Annotated in this window: 13 protein-coding genes and 3 rRNA genes; 6 read left to right on the top strand and 10 right to left on the bottom strand. The window is 60.2% G+C overall.

The features are described from left to right. Positions 1–94: 94 nt before the first annotated feature. The 4 genes from LA343_RS02695 (at position 95) to LA343_RS02680 (ending at position 3,966) form a co-directional block, all read left to right on the top strand. The gene (locus tag LA343_RS02695) at positions 95–730 is read left to right on the top strand and encodes a DUF6474 family protein (protein ID WP_025401823.1); all 636 of its coding nucleotides are present in this window, start codon (positions 95–97) and stop codon (positions 728–730) included. 101 nt (positions 731–831) lie between these two features. Further along, positions 832–2,577: an alkaline phosphatase D family protein gene (locus LA343_RS02690; RefSeq protein WP_025401822.1), complete on the top strand. Its 1,746-nt coding sequence runs from the start codon at positions 832–834 to the stop codon at positions 2,575–2,577. Positions 2,578–2,916: 339 nt separating this feature from the next. Continuing rightward, positions 2,917–3,261, top strand: a complete 345-nt coding sequence (locus LA343_RS02685) for a histone-like nucleoid-structuring protein Lsr2 (protein ID WP_025401821.1) — start codon at positions 2,917–2,919, stop codon at positions 3,259–3,261. A 45-nt stretch (positions 3,262–3,306) separates the two neighbouring features. Continuing rightward, on the top strand, positions 3,307–3,966 hold the full coding sequence (locus LA343_RS02680; protein ID WP_039910832.1) for a DUF2020 domain-containing protein: 660 nt from the start codon (positions 3,307–3,309) through the stop codon (positions 3,964–3,966). Positions 3,967–4,007: 41 nt separating this feature from the next. Here LA343_RS02680 and LA343_RS11700 read toward each other — a convergent pair whose 3' ends face one another. Together LA343_RS11700 and LA343_RS02675 are read right to left on the bottom strand one after the other, a co-directional pair. Continuing rightward, positions 4,008–4,142, bottom strand: coding sequence for a hypothetical protein (locus LA343_RS11700; RefSeq protein ID WP_263437102.1), 135 nt, complete (start codon positions 4,140–4,142; stop codon positions 4,008–4,010). Positions 4,143–4,164: 22 nt separating this feature from the next. Continuing rightward, positions 4,165–4,962: a class E sortase gene (locus LA343_RS02675; RefSeq protein ID WP_025401818.1), complete on the bottom strand. Its 798-nt coding sequence runs from the start codon at positions 4,960–4,962 to the stop codon at positions 4,165–4,167. Between the two features lie 37 nt (positions 4,963–4,999). Here LA343_RS02675 and yidC point away from each other — a divergent pair, with 37 nt between their 5' ends. Next, positions 5,000–6,304 (top strand): membrane protein insertase YidC, encoded by a 1,305-nt coding sequence (gene yidC, locus LA343_RS02670; RefSeq protein ID WP_025401817.1) that lies wholly within the window; start codon positions 5,000–5,002, stop codon positions 6,302–6,304. Positions 6,305–6,336: 32 nt separating this feature from the next. Here yidC and LA343_RS02665 read toward each other — a convergent pair whose 3' ends face one another. The 3 genes from LA343_RS02665 to LA343_RS02655 form a co-directional block, all read right to left on the bottom strand. Beyond that, entirely contained in the window at positions 6,337–6,987 is a 651-nt protein-coding gene (locus LA343_RS02665) for a TetR/AcrR family transcriptional regulator (RefSeq protein WP_025401816.1), read from the bottom strand. Between the two features lie 172 nt (positions 6,988–7,159). Then, entirely contained in the window at positions 7,160–8,065 is a 906-nt protein-coding gene (locus LA343_RS02660) for a universal stress protein (protein WP_025401815.1), read from the bottom strand. A 249-nt stretch (positions 8,066–8,314) separates the two neighbouring features. Beyond that, the gene (locus LA343_RS02655; RefSeq protein ID WP_224208089.1) at positions 8,315–8,479 is read right to left on the bottom strand and encodes a hypothetical protein; all 165 of its coding nucleotides are present in this window, start codon (positions 8,477–8,479) and stop codon (positions 8,315–8,317) included. 21 nt (positions 8,480–8,500) lie between these two features. Here LA343_RS02655 and LA343_RS02650 point away from each other — a divergent pair, with 21 nt between their 5' ends. Next, on the top strand, positions 8,501–9,547 hold the full coding sequence (locus tag LA343_RS02650) for a pseudouridine synthase (RefSeq protein ID WP_025401814.1): 1,047 nt from the start codon (positions 8,501–8,503) through the stop codon (positions 9,545–9,547). Positions 9,548–9,551: 4 nt separating this feature from the next. Here the strand turns inward: LA343_RS02650 and LA343_RS02645 are convergent, their stop codons facing one another. From LA343_RS02645 to LA343_RS02625, 5 genes are all read right to left on the bottom strand, one after another. Then, a complete protein-coding gene (locus tag LA343_RS02645) occupies positions 9,552–11,066 on the bottom strand; it encodes an MFS transporter (RefSeq protein ID WP_039911057.1) in 1,515 nt (504 codons plus the stop codon). Between the two features lie 178 nt (positions 11,067–11,244). Beyond that, complete coding sequence (locus tag LA343_RS02640) at positions 11,245–13,281, bottom strand: vWA domain-containing protein (protein WP_025401812.1); 2,037 nt, start codon at positions 13,279–13,281, stop codon at positions 11,245–11,247. A 398-nt stretch (positions 13,282–13,679) separates the two neighbouring features. Beyond that, positions 13,680–13,797 (bottom strand): 5S ribosomal RNA (rrf, locus tag LA343_RS02635). A gap of 199 nt (positions 13,798–13,996) precedes the next feature. Further along, positions 13,997–17,078 (bottom strand): 23S ribosomal RNA (locus LA343_RS02630). 384 nt (positions 17,079–17,462) lie between these two features. Further along, positions 17,463–18,986, bottom strand: a 16S ribosomal RNA gene (locus tag LA343_RS02625). The 16S, 23S and 5S rRNA genes sit together here, the layout of an rRNA operon. Positions 18,987–19,115: the final 129 nt, after the last annotated feature.

Here is a 19,115-nt window from a genome sequence, read left to right as displayed (position 1 = left end):
GCCCAGATCAAACCCCCTGCAGTAAGGTGGGTGGGGAAAAATACCGAAATTAGACGGACTCAATCGGAAATTAGACGGAAGAGGCTCAGGGACTATGGGACTGCTCGGCACGATGCGCAAGCGCCGCATGGAGCGCAAGGCGGCAGAAAAGGCCGCTCGCTACAAGGCAAAGGCACAGGTCAAGGCCGATGCTGAACTGGAGAAGCGGAAGGAAGCCTACCTGCGCAAGACCGCCAAGCAGGTGCGCAAGATCGACGCCAAGGAGATGAAGGCGCGCCGCAAGCACGAGCAGAAGATGGCGAAGTCCGCTGTGGAGCAGCTCAAGGCCGGGCGCTTTAACGCGCAGACCATTAGCCGCTACGCCACCGCGTCCCGCGTGGCAGCCCCCATCGCCGTGCCGCTGGTGTACCGCCTGCTGACCCAGCTGCGTGGCGCCACCGAGGCCACCGCCGCCTCGCGTGCCGGTGTGAACCGCGACGCGCTGGCGAAGTACTCCGGCCAGGACGAGGCTGCAGCGGCATACCGTGCTCGCATCGACCAGGTGCGCGACAGCCTGGATAAGGGCGTGCCCAGCGGCTTCGCCAAGGACATTGACGAGCGCCTCGACGATCTGGACGATGCGGTGAAGAACTCCGGTTCCATGACCGAAAACCAGGCCCGCCACGTACTGAAGTCCGTGGATCGCGAGCTGGACCTCATCGAAGCCCAGGTGTCCACGAAGAAGTCCTAGCGCTACCGCCGCGCCGAGGCGATTCCTAAGCCTGAACTAGAGCTTCAGACTTAGCGCCCCTTAACCTGCAAAAGCTCGGCGCATGTGGTGTGATTCTAGGCATGTCTGACACCTCTCCTTCCGCGCGTTCTGCGGTTCCCCGCCGCCGCGTGCTCCAAACCGGCGCCGTGGGCGCCGCCGCGCTGGGCCTCAGCGCCGCCCTCCCCCCGTCCGCCTCAGCCAACGCCCCTGCCGCACCCGTCGCCGGGGCCCCTGCTCCCGGGTCCGCCGGCTCAGCCTTCCAGCACGGCGTTGCCTCCGGCGACCCCTACCCCACCAGCGTGATCCTCTGGACGCGCATCACCAGTAACGACGCCGACTACCCCGGCCTCGGCAAAGGCACGCCCACGGCCGTGACGTGGGAAGTTGCCCCGGATGAGGGCTTCGGGACGATCGTGAGCAGCGGATCCGCCACCGCCACTCCGGATACTGACATGACAGTGAAGGTGGAGGCCGCCAACCTGCAGCCTTATACCCCGTACTTCTACCGCTTTACCGTGGCCGATGGGGAGAAGAAGGGCCAGGTCTCTCCGGTAGGCCGCACCCGCACCGCACCGGCCTCCGGCCAGGACATGTCCGAGCTGCGCTTCGCCCTGTTTAGCTGCTCCAACTGGGAGGCCGGCTACTTCAACGCGTACCGAGACATGTCCCAGCGCGGCGACATCGACTACGCACTGCACGTGGGCGATTACATCTACGAGTACAAGCGCGGTGAATACACCGGCAAGACCGGCGCCGTGCGCGACCACGAGCCCGCCAACGAGATCGTGTCCCTGGCGGACTACCGCCAGCGCTACGCCCTGCACCACACCGATCCGGACGTACAGGCCGGCCACGCCGCCTGCCCGTGGATCGTCACCTGGGATGACCACGAGGTCGCCAACGATGCCTGGTCCGGCGGTGCGGAGAACCACTCGCCCGAGGAGGGCGATTTCACCGCGCGCCGCAATGCCGCCATGCAGGCCTACACGGAATGGCTGCCAATCCGTGCCACCCCGGTATCCCAGGGCGGGCACATTTACCGCAATTTGGGCTTCGGCAACCTGCTGGAGCTCAACATGCTGGATCTGCGCACCTACCGCAATGAGCAGGCAAGCTTTAAGAATTCCAAGGTGGTGGACGACGATAGCCGCACCATGATGGGTTCCGAGCAATTCGGTTGGCTCACTAAGAAGTTGGCTTCATCCACCGCTCGCTGGAACGTGATCGGCAATTCGGTGATGATTAGCCCGGTCCTTATTCCGCCGCTGGATCCGCAAACCACTGCCGCTGTTACTCAGCTCCTTGGCCTTCCCGAACAAGGCATGCCTTACAATTTCGACCAATGGGACGGATATGCGGCTGAAAGGCGCAAGCTGATCCGATTCCTCCAAGACAAGAACATCAACAACACCGTGTGGTTGACGGGCGATATTCACACCTCGTGGGCCGTGGATGTTCCCGTGGAGCCCGCGACCTACCCCGCTTCCGGCACGGCTGCTGTGGAAATTGTATGCCCCTCCTTAACGTCTTCTAATATTGACGATATTTTGAAACTCCCGGAGGATAATCCGCTGAGCCAGGGCGCTGAATTGGCATTCACGAATCTGAATAAGCACATTCAGTACCTGGATATGGATTCCCACGGTTACACGGTTGTGCAGATCACTCCGGACTTCGTGCAGGCAGACTGGCTGTTCCAGGCGCCGGACGGCAAGCTCATCGCCGGAGCGCCACTGCACTACGCACAGTCCGCGCGTGCCGCGCACGGCCAGGGCATCCGCCCCACCATGGGCGCGATTAACCCCGCTGTGCACTCTGCACGCTAAACGGCACAGTTCTGCACAGTTCTGCACGCCTAGGCACAGATCCGCGCAATGGGGCCAGGGAAGATCTTTTCCCTGGCCCCATTGTTATGCCCAGTTATGCCCAGTTATGTCCGGTTATGCCCGCAGCTCACACTGCCTTGCAACCTTCTTGCCAGCCTCTTGCCAGTCTCGCCTAAAACTCCGTTTAATAATCAGAGCAATAAGCTAATAAAATATGGTTTATCCCTCAGCTACTGTGTGACTTGTCGAATATGATTTGTTTTTTAACGCATCAAACGTATGATGGGTTTGGAAACAGACAAAGCCATCTTTTAAAGAACACATGGAGGGCATGAAGTTATGGCACGCCGAGAAGTGACCCAGTACTTTGATGATCTAGATAACACCACCCTTAACGAGGAAGAAGTTCGTGTCGTCGACTTCTCCGTTAATGGTGTGGATTACACCCTGGATTTGTCCGAGGATAACAAGGCCAAGTTCGAAGAGGCCTTGGCTCCCTACATTCAGGTTGCTCGCCGCAAGGTGCGTGGTGGCGCCGCTGGTCGCCGTACCGCTACCCGCAGCGCTAACCCGCAGCGCAACAAGATGATCCGCGAGTGGGCTCAGGCCAACGGCGTAGAGGTCTCCGAGCGCGGCCGCATCGCGCAGTCCGTCATCGACCAGTTCGAGAAGGCTCAGGGCTAACCCGGCCTCGCGATTATCCGCACAACGTCACCGCAGCACGCTTTCATGGTGTTTTCCGATTTTCGACGCCGCCACGTAACCCACGTGGTCGCCACGGCTCTCACCGCGTGTTGCGGTGTTGTCATGCTCACGGGGTGCAACAGCTTCGGTTCGGATTCCGGATCTGACCCCGGAGCCGACACGCAAGCCCAGCAGCCAGCAGACCCGGCAACCGAGCAGACCTTCCCGCCGGTGCGCGGCACGGAGCTTCCCATTGACGCCACCGCGGATCCCGTGCCCGCCGGCCAGCCAGCGGGCACCACGAGCTGCCCCTACATCGACAGCACGTGGCTGGGGAACACCACCGGCCAGCGCTTCACGGGAGTCGGCCTGGACGAGCGCTTCGATCCGCCCGCGTGCGTGTTCTGGTCCTACGAGGACTTCCCCCAGGCCACCGTGCTGGTGCGCCACATGACCACGAACAAGGATGCCGTGGCCGTGGTGGACTTCCACGCGCCCATCGACTCCACGCTCAAGGCCCTCCAGCCCGAGGGGTGGAGCGGCGGGCGCCGCGGCGGCAACACCGATGACGGCACGCCGGGGGCCTCCGGCGCTATCTACGCCGTGTGGAAGGGCCCCACCGCGGTGGTCGTGCACACCGCACAGGATCAGTCGGTGAAGGCACAGCAGATCGCAGAGGAAACGATCCGCAACCTCAATCTCTAGGCGCCTCGCACGCCCGCTCCCCCCTAGCTAAGCGCCTCGCGCTAGTGGACGTCCACCTCAGTCCACGGCATCATCGGCCCGATCCACGGGAACACAACCTCCATGAGGAGGAAGAACACGCCCACCAGCAGGGCGATCACGATGAGCAGCCGCACCCACCAGGGTCCGGGCAGCATTCTCCAGAACGCGGCGTACATCCTAAACCTCCTGCGTCATTTCCGGCGGATAGTACCCCGGCTTCTTCGGGTCAGAGCGCACCATCACCGCATGGACAATCATGCGCTCCCGGTTGGAGAACTGCGGGTGGCACGTCGTCATCGTCAGCAGGGACGCATCATCGGGAGCCACGTCCGCACTCGGCTGATTCGGAATGGGATTGATCACTTCCACATCGCCCGGGGTGGTGATGTAGCGCCCCTGCAAGCCCTCGTACGGCCCGGAGGTCACCTTCTGCGCCAGCGCCGGATCCATGCACGCCTCCGCGGCGCGCACCCGATCCTGTGGCGGCACGTCGATGGGCAAGACGCGATAGACGTTCCACGACCCGGCGGTTTCCACCACTATGGCGTCGCACGAATGCAGCAAACCGAGGTCGTTGAACGGCGAGCCGCGGCCCACCCTGTGCCCGGCGAGGGCGAAGTTGCCCGGCTGGTCAGGGTCCTGCGAATCCAGGTACTGTCCGGGGCCTTTGCGCAGGTCGGCGTCGCTGGTTCCCTTGACCACGGCGAAGTCGAAGTCCGAGCCGAAGCTCGGGATGAACAGGCGGGCAAACGCCGTGCCCTCGGACGGCGCGGTCAACGGGCGCGGGTTGCGGCTATCCCATTGATCGTCCAGCCGCTGCGCCACGTGGGACTGCTCGCGGGCGGATTGCACGTTCGTCCACACCACATCCCAGAAGGCGAACAGCAGCGCCAGCACACCCAGGGTCACCAAAATCTCCCCAAGTACACTCACCGGATCGAGGCGGCGTGTGCGGGCGCGGCGGGCTGAACTCATAGATCGCATCTTACAGGGGCAATGTAAGCTCACACACATGATCGTTGTGGAGTACCCAGTCGCACTCGTGCTGAAGGGTTGGCATCTGCTCCTCACCGCGTTGGGCATCGGCCCGGATCAGTCGTGGCTGATCTCCCTGGTGTTGCTCGTCATCACCATCCGCGCGTTGCTGTTGCCGCTGTACTACCGGCAGATCCGCTCCGGGCGCATCCTGGCCAACCTCCGGCCGCAGATCCGCGCGCTGGAGGCCACATACGCGAACCGCCACGATCCTGCCTCGCGCAAAGAGCTCATGGCCAAACGCAAGGAGCTGCAGAAGGAGAACAACTATTCCATGGCGGATGGGTGCATGCCGATCTTCGTGCTCCTGCCCGTCATCATGGGCCTGTACCGGCTGCTCATCCGCATCGCCCGCCCCTCCGAGGGCCTACAGGCAGCGCACGAGGGCTTCGGCCCGCTGAGCAGCGCGGATATCGACTCGTTCCTCCGCGCCGAGTTCGCCGGAGTGCCGCTGCCCGCGTATTTCCGGATGCCGGTAGACCAGCTGCAGTTCCTCGGCACGACCCGCGCGGACGTGCTGCACGTTGTGCTGCCGATGGCGATCTTCGCCTCAATCTTCACCACGAGCAACTGGGCATATACGATGCGCCGGAACCTGCGCACGCTCGACTACGGCTCCGGCGCGGCGCGATTCATGATGAAGTTCATGTGGCTCATCGGGCCGATGATTATGCTCTCGCCGTTCCTCGTGAGCTTCGGCGGTCCCGGCCCGGTGGCCATCCTCGTCTACTGGGTGTGCAACAACTTGTGGACCACCACTCAGGCGGTGGCGGTGCAGAAGTATCTGGATCACACGATGCCCTACACCGACGAGTTCCACGAGTTCACCCGCACGGAAAAGCAGAAGCTGGTGGATCGCCGCCGCGAGGTCAAGCGGGCCAAGCGGGTGTTCAACGAGCGCGAGATGAACCGCGCCCGCCTGCTGCAGCAGGGTGGCCCGGTGGCGGCCATCAAGGAGGAGTCCGCCCGGGAACGCGCGGAGCTGGACCGGCTCATCAACGGTCCGAAGTTGGCGAAAAAGCAGCGCCGCCTCGAACGGCGCCGCCAGATCGCCGCGGCCCGGGCGCATAAGAAGGCTGCTTCTGCATCGTCGACGCCACCAGCCACCCCCGCCCCGCAGGCCGAGACGGTTAACAATCAGGTGGCCCGACCCGAAAAGACCCGGCCGGAAGAAACCCAGCCCGAAAAGAAGCGCCGCTTCCCCGGCAGGCAGGCGCGTCTCGAAGACTTCAAGCGCGTGCCGTCCGGCGGAAAGAAGAATTCAGGGCGCCACCGCGCCTAGGCATCCCCTCGGCACGCTGCGGGGTTCGGTGGCTAGATGTTGTACGTAATCGGCGCCGTCAGCAGCAGCTGCTTCGCCAGGCCACGCGCGGTTTCCAGCGGCACGGTTGTGCGGGACATCTTCGCGCCCGCGAGACCGCCATCCATGAACACCATGAGCTGATCCGCTAGGGTGCTGGACGCGTAGCCGAACTTTTCTGTGAGCAACTCGGCCATCGTGTCGCGGCACCAACGGCGATACTCCATGGCGGCGTCGCGAATACGCTGCTCAGAGTCAGTCTCCGGCCGTGGGTATTCGCTGGCGGCGTTTTGGAAGTGGGAACCGCGGAAGTTGTTGCCGGGTTCGTCGCGGATGCACAGGTCGAAGAAGGCGATGATGCGATCCTCGGGCTTCTCGCGCTCGTCGGCGAGAGCGTGCCAGTCCGCACGCCACTTCTTATCGAGCTCCTGCAGGTAGGCGACCACGAGATTGTCCTTGGAGCCGAACAGGGAATAGAGGCTGGCCTTGGCCACGTCGGCATCGCGGAGGATACGGTCAATGCCGATCACGCGGATGCCCTGGGTGGTGAACAGGTTGGTGGCGCTGGCGAGCAAGCGCTGGCGGGGTCCTGGCCGGTTGCGGCGAGAAGACGTCGCCTTCTTCGCCGGCTTCGATGCCCGCGAAGAGTCTCCTGCACTTGCCATCCAACACCCTCCTAGCCTGGTGCCGCCGGGTACCGGGGCACATGTGGTGCACCCCGGCCGCCGACGGCCGGAATCGTTCTCAGCTCAAACTTTATCGCACTGGGTGCGCGATCAGTTCAATTGGAGAGTTGTTCGCGCGCACTCAAGCGCACTCGCGCGCTGAAGCGCGCTCTTAGATGTTGTCGCTCGGGCGCACAACCATCATCGGGCACGGAGCGTACTGCAGCAGGGCGCGGGAGGTGGAGCCCAGCAGCATGCCCTTGAAGCCACCGCGGCCGTGGGAGCCGAGCACCAGCAGCTGCGCACCCTTGGCGCACTCAACCAGAGAGTGCACGGCACGCTCGCGCTCGACGATCTCTTCGACCTGCACGGAGGGGAACTCCTCGAGGAAGGGCTTCAGCTCGTCATCGAGCATGTCCTGGCGCTCGGAAACTTCCTTGTCCATGCGGTTCTGCGCATCGACCAGGCCCACGTAGGTGGTGTGCACCTGAGCGTCGGTGTAAGCGTGCACGGCGCGCAGCAGGGCGCCGCGGGCCTCGGCCTCACGGAAGGCCACGCGCATGGCCTTGCGGCTCACGTCGGAACCATCGACACCCACCACCACGGGGCCGTACTTGGTGTCCTCGTTTACGTCATTGTCCTTGCGCACCACAACAACGGGGCAGTTGGCGTGAGAGACCACAGCGCTAGAGACGGAGCCCATCACCAGGCCGGACAGTCCGCCGAGACCACGGGAGCCCATGACGATCATCTCTGCGGAATCGCCGAGCTCCAGCAGCAGATCAATCGGAGCGGATTCCTTCAGCAGGCGGGAGACCTCCACCTCAGAGCTGAAGTCGGTAACGATCTTCTGGGCGTTGTCCAGCTTGTCATTGGCCTCGCCCTCCAGCTCGTTGTAGAGCTCCTGCGGGGGCACCATGCCGTCGGCGTACATGAACTGTGGCATCGTGTAAGCGGTGACGAGCTTCAGCGGCTGCTTCCGCTTCAACGCTGCGTTGGCGGCCCACTTCACGGCCTGGTTGCTGGCATCGGAGCCATCGACGGCGACAACAATTTCTTTAGTGCTTTGTTCAGACATGCTAGAAAGCCTTTCCAGTTGAGTGCTCGGTCTTTCCTTTTACACCCCCATTATCCCGCATTTTCCTACCCCTGTGGGCAGCCCCACGTTTTTCAACCCCAATCGTGCACTGCCTGCGGGGGCACACGGCTACACACGGCTACACATGGACAAACCCCGTCGCTGGCGCTGCGCTGGCTACAACGAGTGAGGCACAGCAGGTGGGGCACAGCAGACGGGGTACAACAGGCGGGGTGGTGCTGGTGGGGTTTAGTTGGTCGGCTTGTTCGGGGTCGGCAGCGGCACGTCGCTGGCAGCCGGGGCGTTGGCGGGGAACAGGTTGTTGAAGATTGCTACGATTCCCTGGAAGACTGCGCGGCCGAAATCGGTCCGGATGAAGTTATCGAAAATCTGGGTGAGTGAGTTGAGATCCATGCGGAGGATAATACCGACTCGATGAAACGTTTGCCAATAAAACAGGGGCTCAATCCCACGCGCGCGCAAGTCCCTCGGTCGTGGCCCGGCCCGGTCGCCGCCGCCGAATTCGTGTGGTTCCTCATCGACAACCAACGCCACCGGGCGCCAACGGATAGCTTTTCTGCTGTGCTGTCGCGCTTTTCGCGCGGCGAAGTTCTTTCCGACGCCGGAACGCGCCTCCGGCCTTTCGATGCCGTCCATCCGGGTTCTTTCGTGAATTTCTACCGGGCGCCGGCACCGGAACGCGAGGTGCCGGGGGACATTCACGTACTGCACCAAGATGACACCCTCGTGGTGATCGACAAGCCGCCCTTCCTCTCCACGATGCCCCGCGGCCAGCATATTTCCCAGACCGCACTGGTGAAGGCGCGCGTGCAGCTAGGCATCCCCGAGCTCTCCCCCAGCCACCGCCTGGACCGGCTCACCCGCGGCGTGCTCATGTTCACGGCCCGGCGCGAGGCGCGCGGGGCGTACCAGACGATGTTCGAGCGCCGCGAGGCCACGAAGATCTACGAGGCGCTCACTCCGCGCCGAGGCGCCGCACCGTTCGCCCCGATCGAGCGCTTCGCCGACTGGCACCAGTGGCCCGCCCCCAGCGAGGACCAACCGTGGACGCTGACCCACCACATGGTGAAAATCCGGGGGCACTTGAGCACATATGTGGTGGAGCCTCCCGCGGGAGCTGCCGCTGCGGTGCCACCGGAAGCCAACGCGGTGACTCACGTGCTCGGCGTGCGCGAGGACGTTCGCGACGGTCGCGACGTGCTCGTCTGGCGCCTCAAACCCGCCACGGGCAAAACGCACCAGCTCAGAGTGGTGCTACGCAGCCTCGGCCTGCCGATCATCAACGATCCCCTCTACGAAGAGCTCAGCGACGCCGCCCTCCACGATCCCTCCGCTCCCACCCCGCACCCGCCTTTCGCCGACGAGGAAGACTTCTCCCACCCCATGGGACTGATCGCCAAGGAACTGCGGTTCACCGATCCGTTGACGGGCGAGCCGCGGCGGTTCATCAGCAACTACTAATCGGCTAGTCCTGCAACTCCACGCGCACGCCGCGCAAGATCCTGCCCGTGTACAACGCACCGGCTATCAACGTGACAACCACCACCCCTGCGGTTACCGCATAGGCGCTGGAATAGGCGCTGGCTGCGGCGTCGAGAATAGAAGACGCAACGATGGGCCGCGCGCCATCGACGGCGATCACAGCATCCTGGAGCGACTCACCGGCCCGCGGCGGCGAGCCGGCAGGGGCGTGGAAGAAACGCGAGTAGCAGAACGTGACGAGCGACCCGAGGATGGCGACGGCGGTGAGGGAGCCGAACTCGTAGCTGACTTCCTCCACGCTAGAGGCCATGCCAGCGCGGTGTGGCGGGGCACCGGAGATCATCGCGATCGAGGCGACCGACATCACCCCGCCCATCCCCATGCCGAGGACGAGCATGCCCAGCACCAGCAGCGGCGTGGAGGACACCAACCCCGCGACGCCCACGATCGCGGTGCCGATGGCCGACACGCCCAGCCCGCCCGCGATGAGGCGCCGCACCCCCATGCGGCGCAACGACGCACCGGCGGCCAGGGAGGTCACGAGCGAACCCGCCGCGATGACCGCCACGACCAACCCCGATTGCAGCGGCGAGAAACCGTCCGCGAGCTGCAGCTTCTGAGTGGTGATGTACTGCAAGCCCACGATGGCGAACATGGCCAGGCTGGCACCGATCGCCCCGGAGCGGAAGCTGGGGCTGCGGAAGATATCGAGGGTAATCAGCGGCTGCGCGAGGGAGTCTTGGCGCCGGACGAACAGCGTGCCGAAGACAAGCGCGAGTACCACGGCCACGGCGATGAGGGCCCAATTCTGTGGCGAATGCGCGGCCTCCTTGATGATGAGGACAACGCTGACGAGGGTGACCATGGCGAACGCGCTGGAAATCCAATCCCAATGCTTGGTGGGGTCCCGGCGCTGGGCGGGTTTGACAAAGGGGATGGTGACCAGGGCGAGGACGACGAACGGGATGTTGAGCAGGAAGGCGCTGCCCCACCAGAAGACCTCCAACAAGGCGCCGCCGACGATCGGGCCGAGGGCCGAGGAGATGGTGGCGAGGGAGGCCCAGATGCCGATGGCGAAGTTCATTTCCTGTGGATCGGTGAACGTCAACCGAATGAGGGACAGCGTGGAAGGCATCATCGTGGCGGCGCCGACGGCCAACAAGGCACGGGCGGCGATGAGCATCTCCGGGGATACGGCGAAGGCCGCGAGCAGGGAGGCGACGCCGAAGATCGACATGCCGATGGTGAACATCGTGGCATGGCCGATCTTGTCCCCGAGGGTGCCAGTGCCGAGCAGGAGACCTGCGATGACGACCGGGTACGCGTTGACGATCCACAGCTGCTGGGTGATGGAGGCGTTGAGATCCTCGACGAGGCGCGGGAGGGCGGTGTAGAGAATCGTGTTATCGAGCGTGATGAGGAAAACGCCCATGCCAACCGTGGCGAGCAGAACCCAGCGCGTGACGGCGCTGGCGGGTTCTGCTGATGACTGTCGCACGGTGGGGCACATTCCGGTCTTTGGTTTCGACACACGGGGGCTGGGTGGTTCAACGCTGTCACAGTATCAAAGGCATGAGACAGCCCATCCCGGGTGTGCGAGGGAAGGTGCGCGGGGCGGGGGCGTGCGTGGGGCGAGCGCAGGGCGAGCGCAGGGCGAGCATTGTGGGCGGGTTCGATCACTGCTTCCTGCGAACACCAAAGGCAACGAGTGCACCAATGACCACCAGGATGATCACCCCACCACCGATGAGCAGCGGCATTTTCTGTGACATCGGGGAGCTTTCCGCTGCAGCGTCTTTTGCAGCGTCTTTTGCAGCATCGCTCGGTTGTGCGTGGCCGGTATTAGGCTCCGAGCTTCCGTCGCGGGACTTGATTGGTGTAAACACTGGGCCGGGCGTGATCTCTTCGCCCTCCCGCGCCACTGCGAGTAGGAAGCGCTGCGGTTGAACGTTGCCCTGGCCAACGCCTAGGCCGTGCTGTTGCAAGGACTCTTGGTTGGTGTCCTTGGTGACAGCGATGATCTGCTCGCCTGGGTGTGACGGAAACGCTTCGTAATCGTTATTAGAAGTCTTTTTCACGCCTAGCGTGGCGTCGAGTTGCACGGCTTCGGTCCCAACGACCGATCGCGGTTGCGTACCGGCGGCGTCCGGCCCTTCGTCTATAACCTTGATACCGCCCGCCGAACTGCTATAGGAAAAATCGGGAGAAAAGGTGTGCAGCCTAAGAACTTGGCTGATCTTTTCTGATTCACTCTCGGGGCCACTGAGTGGCTGCGCGACTGCTGCGTACGATTGTCCCCAACCGAGACGGATCCTGTAATACCGCACTTCGCCCGGTGCGATGTCCGTCGTCACCGTACCTGGTTCCAATAGAGGGGCATTAGTTGGATCGGTGCCACCGGCCACGAAGGGGCTGGAATCTGGCCCCACGCGTACAACCGTAGGATCGAGTTTCTTCGGCGGGGCGCTGTCGGCGTTCTCAACATCGTGAAATGCAGCAAGGGCCAACATGAACGGCACGGGATCAGACGCGAACTTCATCCCGCCGGATTTCCTCACTGACACGCCGTAAAACGCATCCGCCCCAGCGTGAAAAGTTTGGGAAGAGGATGGAATCGTTAAAAGAAAATAGGACGGGTCAATATCGACGTTGGACCCAGATTGCTCGAACCAGCCGCCCTCATCCGACAGTGACTTCTCAGTGACAGTTGTCTCAAGCACCGCTGCTCGATCATCTGGATGTGCATCTCCAGGAAGGGGACGCCTAGGGGCGAGGAACCCAACCACGAGGGTATCGCCCTTATTTAGCCAGACTTTGTACGACCGATACTGGCTACCCCTATCATCGCCAACAGGATTGAGGTTAACGCCTTCTGGGACCGGTGGTACTTCGTCGGTGTAGATCTTCGGCTCAGCCATCGTTCCTGGCACCGCTTCCGGAGCATCGCCGAAGGTCTGCTCTGACGTGCGATCCTTGAGATCGACCGTAGATCTGGGAGCTGTCCAATCTTTGCCCGCGATCGGTTCGCCTGCGTACGTTGCGCCTGCAACGTCGCGAGTGGCCACCGAAAGCTGCTTACTTAGGCTCGCTGCGTCATTGGCATCCGCATAAACTCCACCCGTGGACTGTGCAATGCACTGCAATTCCGATCGGCCCTGATCGTTAATGTTCAGGCCAATAGTATTGACCTTCACATCGATGCCCTTCGCCACGAGATCCTTAGCCACCTCACACACCGGCGGTGGAGCACACGTATCCTCACCGCCCGAGACAAGGACAACGGTTCCCTTGTTGTCTGGCAACAGGTCAGCAGCCTGCTGCAAAGCCTTGCCAATGGGGGTCCAGCCACGTGGCTGAATGCCGTTGACTGAATCAACCGCCTTCTGCTTATCCCCGGTCGCTAGCGGCCGGAGGATCGTGACGTCCTGGCAGCCACGCTCCTTGTCAGCATCATCGCTGCTGGTACCGGCACCGTAGGTCACCACCCCAAACTTCTGATCCTCGGCCAGCCCATCGATCAACTGTCGGGTCGCGTCCTTGGCGGCGTCGATACGCTTCTGGCCACCGGCATCATCTGCCAACATCGAGCCGGAAGCATCAAGAACCAGCACAATCGGGCGCTGCTCAGCGTCCTGGGAGGATGGGGCTTGCGCTTCAGCACTACCAACTGCGAAGGGACCAACGGGGAGCACAAGCCCGAACAGCAAAAGCATGAGCGAAAACCGAGCGACTGCAGTCTTCCACGAACAATTCCACAAACGATCCCACGATGACCGAGCCATGCGAGGCCCCTCTCCAGTACACGTCAGCAATGACCTGGGAAAACCGTGAGGAATTAATCCCCGTCTGGCCTCAACAGGTTAGATTTGTTCAACAAGATACCGAACGTCATTCAGGTTTGCAGCACATATTCAGCACAGACCTGCCATCCCACCCCTGAATGCCGCGGAGTTGCCTGAGCAATCTGGGCTGATTCGCATGCACAGCTGAGCTATTCACCCCCTTTTAACTTCTTTCCGCGCATGCGAAAAGAGGGTGGTCAGTGCCGGTTGTGATCATCACGAATTTGTGACGAACACAGCCAACACTGACCACCCACTATCAAGTTTAAGGCCGGCGGTGACTTACTCTCCCACACCCTCCCAGGTGCAGTACCATCAGCGCAGGTAAGCTTAGCTACCGGGTTCGGAAAGGGACCGGGCGGATCCTTACCGCTAACAACCACCGACACAACAAACGGAACCAAACACACCCACCCACACACAATGGTGGTGGTGTGCCGTGTCGTTCCAGACACTGCATAACAGACGCGAGCAACCCACAAACAGGGTAACAAGAATAATCGTTTATCCAACACGCTCCATGTGACCAGCCGAACACCACCAAACAGGGTGTCACGGGTGTGATCCACACAAACCAACAATTTTATGTGTGTTGAACATTGGTAAATTAGTACCGGTCACCTCCACACCTCACAGTGCTTCCAGATCCGGCCTATCAACCCCATCATCTATAGGGAACCTCAAAAGAAACCTCATCTCGAAACAGGCTTCCCGCTTAGATGCTTTCAGCGGTTATCCCTTCCATACGTAGCCAACCAGCCATGCCACGGGCGTGACAACTGGCCCACCAGAGGTATGTCCGTCCCGGTCCTCTCGTACTAGGGACAGCCTTTCTCAAGTTTCAACGCGCACGGCGGATAGAGACCGAACTGTCTCACGACGTTCTAAACCCAGCTCGCGTGCCGCTTTAATGGGCGAACAGCCCAACCCTTGGGACCTACTCCAGCCCCAGGATGCGACGAGCCGACATCGAGGTGCCAAACCATCCCGTCGATATGGACTCTTGGGGAAGATCAGCCTGTTATCCCCGGGGTACCTTTTATCCGTTGAGCGACACCGCTTCCACAAGCCGGTGCCGGATCACTAGTCCCTACTTTCGTACCTGCTCGACCTGTCAGTCTCACAGTCAAGCTCCCTTGTGCACTTACACTCAACACCTGATTGCCAACCAGGCTGAGGGAACCTTTGGGCGCCTCCGTTACTCTTTGGGAGGCAACCGCCCCAGTTAAACTACCCACCAGGCACTGTCCCTAACCCGGATCACGGGCCGAGGTTGAGATGCTCAATACGATCAGAGTGGTATTTCAACAACGACTCCACCACCACTGGCGTGATAGCTTCACAGTCTCCCACCTATCCTACACAAACCGAACCAAACACCAATACCAAGCTATAGTGAAGGTCCCGGGGTCTTTTCGTCCTGCCGCGCGTAACGAGCATCTTTACTCGTACTGCAATTTCGCCGGGCCTGTGGTTGAGACAGCAGGGAAGTCGTTACGCCATTCGTGCAGGTCGGAACTTACCCGACAAGGAATTTCGCTACCTTAGGATGGTTATAGTTACCACCGCCGTTTACTGGGGCTTAAATTCTCCGCTTCGACCCAAAAGGGTCTAACAGGTCCTCTTAACCTTCCAGCACCGGGCAGGCGTCAGTCCGTATACATCGACTTCACCGTCTTCGCACGGACCTGTGTTTTTAGTAAACAGTCGCTTCCCTCTATTCTCTGCGACCACCACCAGCTCAAAACCAGTCTGTCACCAGCAGTGGCCCCCCTTCTCCCGAAGTTACGGGGGCATTTTGCCGAGTTCCTTAACCACAGTTCACCCGATCGCCTTAGTATTCTCTACCTGACCACCTGTGTCGGTTATGGGTACGGGCCATGTATGCACTCACTAGAGGCTTTTCTCGACAGTACAGGATCACCAACATCCCCACAACGGGTACGCATCACGCCTCACACATCATGTGCCCCGGATTTACCACTGGGCACGTGCCACACGCTTACACCACAATCCAATAAGTGGCTTGGCTACCAACCTGTGTCACCCCATCGCTTGGCTACTACCAGATCAGGTCCCACGCATCACCACACACCACAAGGCAAAGCCTCGTTAGTGGCGGGTCAGGGTGGTTAGTATCCCCGATTCACCATTGGGCGCACATACACGGGTACGGGAATATCAACCCGTTATCCATCGACTACGCCTGTCGGCCTCGCCTTAGGTCCCGACTCACCCTGGGAAGATTAGCTTAACCCAGGAACCCTTAGTCATCCGGCGGACAAGTTTTCCACTTGTCATTCGCTACTCATGCCTGCATTCTCACTCGCATAGCCTCCAGCACTGGGTCACCCCGCACCTTCACCGGCCACACGACGCTCCCCTACCAACCCACACAAAATGTGAGTTCCGCGGCTTCGGCGGTGTACTTGAGCCCCACTACATTGTCGGCGCAGAACCACTCGACCAGTGAGCTATTACGCACTCTTTCAAGGATGGCTGCTTCTAAGCCAACCTCCTGGCTGTCTTCGCGATCCCACATCCTTTTCCACTTAGTACACTCTTAGGGGCCTTAGCCGGCGATCTGGGCTGTTTCCCTCTCGACTACGAAGCTTATCCCCCGCAGTCTCACTGCCGCGCTCTAACTTACCGGCATTCGGAGTTTGGCTGATGTCGCTAAGATGATAGTCCCGCTAAACCAACCAGTAGCTCTACCTCCGGCAAGAAACACACGACGCTGCACCTAAATGCATTTCGGGGAGAACCAGCTATCACGGAGTTTGATTGGCCTTTCACCCCTACCCACAACTCATCCCCTCAGTTTTCAACCTAAGTGGGTTCGCGCCTCCACAACCTCTTACAGCTGCTTCACACTGGCCATGGGTAGATCACCCCGCTTCGGGTCCAGGACATGCCACTACAAACACACTAGTTAGTATTCGCTTTCGCTACGACTACCCCACATACTCGGGTTAACCTCGCGACATGCCGCTGACTCGCAGGCTCATTCTTCAAAAGGCACGCCATCACCCCACAAGAGGGCTCTGACGGATTGTAAGCACACGGTTTCAGGTACTATTTCACTCCCCTCCCGGGGTACTTTTCACCATTCCCTCACGGTACTAATCCGCTATCGGTCACAACAAGTATTCAGGCTTACCGGATGGTCCCGGCAGATTCACAGCAGATTCCACGAGCCCGCTGCTACTCGGGAACAAACACACACCACCACAGTCATGCTTTCACGTACCGGACTCTCACCGTCTACGGCAGGCCATTCCAAACCACTTCCGCTAACACACTATGACAATGCACGGCATGGCAGCACCGCACGCATTCGTCCCACAACCCCACACACGCAACCCCTGCCAGGTATCACACGCATATGGTTTAGCCACATAATCCGCGTTCGCTCGCCGCTACTAACGGAATCATTATTATTTTCTTCTCCTACGGGTACTGAGATGTTTCACTTCCCCGCGTTCCCTCCACACCAGCTATGAATTCACTGGCAGGCGACCACCCATAACGATGGCCAGGTTTCCCCATTCGGACACCCTCGGATCAACGCTCTATTGGCAACTCCCCGAGGCCTATCGCGGCCTTACACGTCCTTCATCGGCTCATTGTGCCAAGGCATCCACCGTGCGCCCTTCACAGACAACACACACAAACAATCAGATTTCTATGGATACACCACAAACAAAATCACACTAAACAAGAAGAATAAAGAATATTCAACACCCACCACACACAAACACACACAAGCATTCACGCGTGGCGAGTAAAGATACTCGCGTCCACTATACAGTTCTCAAACAACACGAACCCCACACCCACACACAACCAACCAGTCATGCGCAAACCATGGGAATCCCACTCAAAGGAACAACACAAGCCGTTCCAGACACCCAACAATATGACAAACCAAGAACAAACAACAATTCACATCAACCACTGGTGTTGATCATCCACCACACCAACCCCACACCAATCGTGGGGCACGGTCCGTGAACTACCCAGATGAAAATAATGAAAATATAACTCCTTAGAAAGGAGGTGATCCAGCCGCACCTTCCGGTACGGCTACCTTGTTACGACTTCGTCCCAATCGCCGATCCCACCTTCGACAGCTCCCTAACGAGTTTGGGCCACTGGCTTCGGGTGTTACCAACTTTCATGACGTGACGGGCGGTGTGTACAAGGCCCGGGAACGTATTCACCGCAGCGTTGCTGATCTGCGATTACTAGCGACTCCGACTTCATGGAGTCGAGTTGCAGACTCCAATCCGAACTGAGACCGGCTTTCAGGGATTAGCTCCACCTCACGGTATCGCGACCCTCTGTACCGACCATTGTAGCATGTGTGAAGCCCTGGACATAAGGGGCATGATGATTTGACGTCATCCCCACCTTCCTCCGAGTTAACCCCGGCAGTCTCTCGCGAGTCCCCACCATAACGTGCTGGCAACACAAGACAAGGGTTGCGCTCGTTGCGGGACTTAACCCAACATCTCACGACACGAGCTGACGACAACCATGCACCACCTGTATACAGACCACAAGGGAAACTACATCTCTGCAGCGATCCTGCATATGTCAAGCCCAGGTAAGGTTCTTCGCGTTGCATCGAATTAATCCACATGCTCCGCCGCTTGTGCGGGCCCCCGTCAATTCCTTTGAGTTTTAGCCTTGCGGCCGTACTCCCCAGGCGGGGCGCTTAATGCGTTAGCTACGGCACGGAAATCGTAGAAAGATCCCCACACCTAGCGCCCACCGTTTACGGCATGGACTACCAGGGTATCTAATCCTGTTCGCTACCCATGCTTTCGCTCCTCAGCGTCAGTTACTGCCCAGAGACCTGCCTTCGCCATCGGTGTTCCTCCTGATATCTGCGCATTTCACCGCTACACCAGGAATTCCAGTCTCCCCTACAGCACTCCAGTTATGCCCGTATCGCCTGCACGCCCGGAGTTAAGCCCCGGGATTTCACAGACGACGCGACAAACCACCTACGAGCTCTTTACGCCCAGTAATTCCGGACAACGCTCGCACCCTACGTATTACCGCGGCTGCTGGCACGTAGTTAGCCGGTGCTTCTTATCCAGGTACCGTCACCACAAGTGGCTTCTTCCCTAGCGAAAGAGGTTTACAACCCGAAGGCCGTCATCCCTCACGCGGCGTCGCTGCATCAGGCTTGCGCCCATTGTGCAATATTCCCCACTGCTGCCTCCCGTAGGAGTCTGGGCCGTGTCTCAGTCCCAATGTGGCCGTACACCCTCTCAGGCCGGCTACCCGTCGTCGCCTTGGTAGGCCATTACCCCACCAACAAGCTGATAGGCCGCGGGCTCATCTTGTACCGAAAAAACTTTCCACCACACACACTAAAGCATGGTCCTATCCGGTATTAGACCCAGTTTCCCAGGCTTATCCCGAAGTACAAGGCAGATCACCCACGTGTTACTCACCCGTTCGCCACTCGAGTACCCCTGCAAGCAAGGGCCTTTCCGTTCGACTTGCATGTGTTAAGCACGCCGCCAGCGTTCGTCCTGAGCCAGGATCAAACTCTCCATAAAAACATTGTTTCAGAACAAAGAGCCTGAACAACTGGCAAAATAACCAAAAATTACTGACAAAAAATCAAAACATTCATCATCAGACCCCCACCCACAAAACAATAAGTAGGGGATTACGCACCACAATAT

Origin of the sequence: Corynebacterium falsenii (genome assembly GCF_020099275.1) — a bacterium.
Lineage (GTDB): Bacteria > Actinomycetota > Actinomycetes > Mycobacteriales > Mycobacteriaceae > Corynebacterium > Corynebacterium falsenii.
The sequence above is the reverse complement of the archived record's forward strand: the minus strand, read 5'-3'. Positions and strand labels throughout refer to the sequence as shown.

Excerpts from the sequence above, each read along its gene's own strand:
- LA343_RS02660 (WP_025401815.1), bottom strand. The coding sequence starts at position 8,065 with ATGTCTGAACAAAGCACTAAAGAAATTGTTGTCGCCGTCGATGGCTCC.
- LA343_RS02640 (WP_025401812.1), bottom strand. The coding sequence starts at position 13,281 with ATGCTTTTGCTGTTCGGGCTTGTGCTCCCCGTTGGTCCCTTCGCAGTT.
- LA343_RS02680 (WP_039910832.1), top strand. The coding sequence starts at position 3,307 with ATGGTGTTTTCCGATTTTCGACGCCGCCACGTAACCCACGTGGTCGCC.
- yidC (WP_025401817.1), top strand. The coding sequence starts at position 5,000 with ATGATCGTTGTGGAGTACCCAGTCGCACTCGTGCTGAAGGGTTGGCAT.
- LA343_RS02655 (WP_224208089.1), bottom strand. The coding sequence starts at position 8,479 with ATGGATCTCAACTCACTCACCCAGATTTTCGATAACTTCATCCGGACC.
- LA343_RS02665 (WP_025401816.1), bottom strand. The coding sequence starts at position 6,987 with ATGGCAAGTGCAGGAGACTCTTCGCGGGCATCGAAGCCGGCGAAGAAG.
- LA343_RS02685 (WP_025401821.1), top strand. The coding sequence starts at position 2,917 with ATGGCACGCCGAGAAGTGACCCAGTACTTTGATGATCTAGATAACACC.
- LA343_RS02690 (WP_025401822.1), top strand. The coding sequence starts at position 832 with ATGTCTGACACCTCTCCTTCCGCGCGTTCTGCGGTTCCCCGCCGCCGC.
- LA343_RS02695 (WP_025401823.1), top strand. The coding sequence starts at position 95 with ATGGGACTGCTCGGCACGATGCGCAAGCGCCGCATGGAGCGCAAGGCG.
- LA343_RS02675 (WP_025401818.1), bottom strand. The coding sequence starts at position 4,962 with ATGAGTTCAGCCCGCCGCGCCCGCACACGCCGCCTCGATCCGGTGAGT.
- LA343_RS11700 (WP_263437102.1), bottom strand. The coding sequence starts at position 4,142 with ATGCTGCCCGGACCCTGGTGGGTGCGGCTGCTCATCGTGATCGCCCTG.
- LA343_RS02650 (WP_025401814.1), top strand. The coding sequence starts at position 8,501 with ATGAAACGTTTGCCAATAAAACAGGGGCTCAATCCCACGCGCGCGCAA.